The sequence below is a fragment of the Candidatus Jordarchaeum sp. genome (assembly GCF_052745115.1).
This window is the reverse complement of the sequence record NZ_JBRAKS010000439.1, coordinates 1-2,851: the sequence shown is the minus strand read 5'-3', so window position 1 is coordinate 2,851 and position 2,851 is coordinate 1. Positions and strand designations below refer to the sequence as shown.

Sequence of the window (2,851 nt, the reverse complement as noted above, 5' to 3'; positions counted from 1 at the left end):
CAAATCTTTAACTCTAAATTCTACCCCGAGACACATAATTATTGACAAGTCTCTAGACCATCTTCGTAACACCAGACTCCTTGTAAGAAAGATAATAGGCAGGCCCATGCTTCTCACCCCGCTCACAACGACACCCCTTCTTGCCACATCTTCGATAAAGAGCTACCAGAGACCCCTGAAGCATCCCTGAACAACCCTGGATATCTCTTAGCAACCTCTCTTTCTGTTTAATTAGAGATCTTATATTGAATTTTTTTAATACAATTCAGATTAAAAGTCAACTATTTTTCCATAAATTGTGGTTACTATTTTAAAATAGATTATCGTGAGACAAAGGAATGGACAATTATTTTCCTGATGCTATTGGAGTTTTAGACATCTGGCATTTAGAGAGGGAGTTTAAGATGGTATTTGGTGCTTCTGGGATGGATACCTATTGGCAAGAACCGCGAAAGGAATTTTTCCGATATGCTACCTGAACTCATCACGGAAAAAAAGATGCTTACCATTATTAGTAATTTCATTGATAATGATACATTATTTTCGTATAATATACAACAAAAGGTCGATATTATACAAACAATTCGTATAAAAACGAGTTGTATGAAATGCCAAAAAGGAGGGTTAAAAAATGTTAATAGGTCAGCCCACCATAATGGATCTAGTCGATGAGATAAAAAATAGAAACATTCTTTTGCCTATGATACAGAGACCTTTTGTTTGGCTAAGAGATGAGGAGCGTATAACTAAATTATTTGATTCGGTAGTTAAAAAATTTCCAATAGGTATAGTTTTGCTTTACCAAAAACCTTACCAAAAATCCAAAGAGGCATCTCAAATTTTTGGAAGAACCTTTTTTGACCGAATAGACGAAAATACGAAATTCGAAGAATATGACACCGAGGTTAAAGATGGACAAATTGTGGTTCTTGATGGACATCAGAGACTACAATCTCTATACCTTGGAGTCATTGATGGGCCTCTTTATGGAAAGCGCCTCTACCATAATGTGTTCTTTTTCAGAAAAGAAAGACCAATATCTGATGATAGCTTTAAGTTCTTCAAAAGTGACGAAAAGGTAATTTATGATGAAGATGATGAATCATTGTATCTTCGTTTTGCTGAGGTTATAGGTATAGCGAAAAGAATATCAAAAGTTTCTCCACATAAGAAGGAGCAGGAGAAAAAAACAATACTCAAAGAATTAAAGGAGCTTATTGGTCCTTTTAGATTCTTTCCAGACGAGGATTATAGCTACATTTACGGCTATCTATCAGAAACTATCTCTAATTCGTTATTTTTTAAACCCGACCCACATATATTCCACTACGAACTTATAACAGGGAAAGATTTTGATGACGATGTTTTAGAGATTTTTGTAAGGTTTAATCAAGGCGGCCTTCCCTTAACCAAATCTGATTTAATATTTTCAACTCTTAAATTACAATGGAAAGATGGTGGGGTGAAATTTGAGAATTTAGCAGAAGAAAGCGGGATAGACAAAGACTTGCTACTTAAGACTCTAATAGTGGTTTCTGGACTCCCGGCGGATACAAAAATTCAAAAAGTAAGAGGAAAAATAGAATGTTTAAAAAATAACTATGACGAGTTTGAGGAAGTTATAAAGCAATTCCATGATAAAGTTAGAAAAATCACCGACCAGTATGATCGCATTTACAAAAATATAACTTTATAATACCTGTTGTCTACTACTTTTACAAAAATCGGAAGAAACTAGAGGAAATAGAAGATTTATCTATGCGACCAAGTGTTCTCGAGTATATGCTTATCATAGTTTACAACAGCAATTTGCGTTCGGATAGTCGTTTGAAGGAGATTGTAAGGATAATCGATGCCGAAAAAACAGACGAATTTCCGTTAGAGGACATCAAAAAATATTTGGAGCATACTGGTACTAAAACATCAATAGATGAGGTATCGCTCAATTCAGACCCTATACTCACATTCAGCTTGTTGCAGAGGAACAATTGGAGGCCATGGTATGACAAGAATAAACTCCACATAGACCATATCTTTCCAATAAGCAAAAAGGAAGAAATACCAGAGACTTTGAGACCCCTTGTGGATTCCATATTTAACAAGTATGTCGTATTCGCAGGGGAAAACATCCGAAAAGGCGACACTTTGCCGGATGAATACTTTACAGGAGAAAGAGAGAAACTTATAGATCAGTATATACTACCTAAAGAATATCTATCTAAGAAAGATTTTGAAAAAATGATCGAATGGAGAAAGCAGAAAATAAAAGAGCTATTCAATGAGAGACTGAATTTGAAGCATATCAAAATATGAAAAATGCACATCGCCTAACACAGCATATACGCATCGGCATCGCTTTACCCTTTGGGACATTGCTCCCTTCGGTCGCAACGTCGTATATGCTGGGAACGTTAGGCGAAACGGTGGCTTTAAGTAAATTAAATCCATTAGAGATAACAAGATGAAAACAAAACATAAAATAATCATTGGCGATTCAAGGAGTATGAAAGAAGTTCCTGATGAATCAGTCCATCTTATCATTACATCTCCACCTTACTGGCAACTGAAGGATTATGGAAATGGGAAGCAGATAGGGTTCAATGAAACTTACAAGGAGTATATAAATAACCTTAATTTAGTGTGGAATGAGTGCCACAGGATTTTACATAAAGGTTGTCGTTTATGCATTAACATCGGCGACCAATTCGCTCGTTCCGTTTATTATGGAAGATATAAGGTTATTCCGATAAGAACAGAAATCATCAAGTTTTGTGAAAGCACAGGTTTTGATTATATGGGGGCAATTATTTGGCAAAAAGTCACTACTTGTCATACCACAGGTGGAGCGACA

4 protein-coding genes are annotated in these 2,851 nt (G+C 35.7%); 3 read left to right on the top strand and 1 reads right to left on the bottom strand.

Annotated features, from left to right (window positions below; genetic code table 11):
- Positions 1-52: 52 nt before the first annotated feature.
- The gene (locus ACUVXA_RS19225) at positions 53-232 is read right to left on the bottom strand and encodes a DUF6788 family protein (RefSeq protein WP_445872906.1); all 180 of its coding nucleotides are present in this window, start codon (positions 230-232) and stop codon (positions 53-55) included.
- 399 nt (positions 233-631) lie between these two features.
- Between ACUVXA_RS19225 and ACUVXA_RS19220 the strand changes: the two genes are divergently transcribed.
- From ACUVXA_RS19220 to ACUVXA_RS19210, 3 genes are all read left to right on the top strand, one after another.
- Positions 632-1,696: a DUF262 domain-containing protein gene (locus ACUVXA_RS19220; RefSeq protein ID WP_445872905.1), complete on the top strand. Its 1,065-nt coding sequence runs from the start codon at positions 632-634 to the stop codon at positions 1,694-1,696.
- Positions 1,697-1,758: 62 nt separating this feature from the next.
- Positions 1,759-2,313: a hypothetical protein gene (locus tag ACUVXA_RS19215; protein WP_445872904.1), complete on the top strand. Its 555-nt coding sequence runs from the start codon at positions 1,759-1,761 to the stop codon at positions 2,311-2,313.
- 148 nt (positions 2,314-2,461) lie between these two features.
- Positions 2,462-2,851 (top strand): DNA methyltransferase (locus tag ACUVXA_RS19210; RefSeq protein WP_445872903.1); only part of this gene is annotated, 390 nt, incomplete at its 3' end.

Bases quoted from the DNA above. Each gene is read 5' to 3' on its own strand.
- ACUVXA_RS19220 (WP_445872905.1), top strand. From the start codon at position 632: ATGTTAATAGGTCAGCCCACCATAATGGATCTAGTCGATGAGATAAAA.
- ACUVXA_RS19215 (WP_445872904.1), top strand. From the start codon at position 1,759: ATGCGACCAAGTGTTCTCGAGTATATGCTTATCATAGTTTACAACAGC.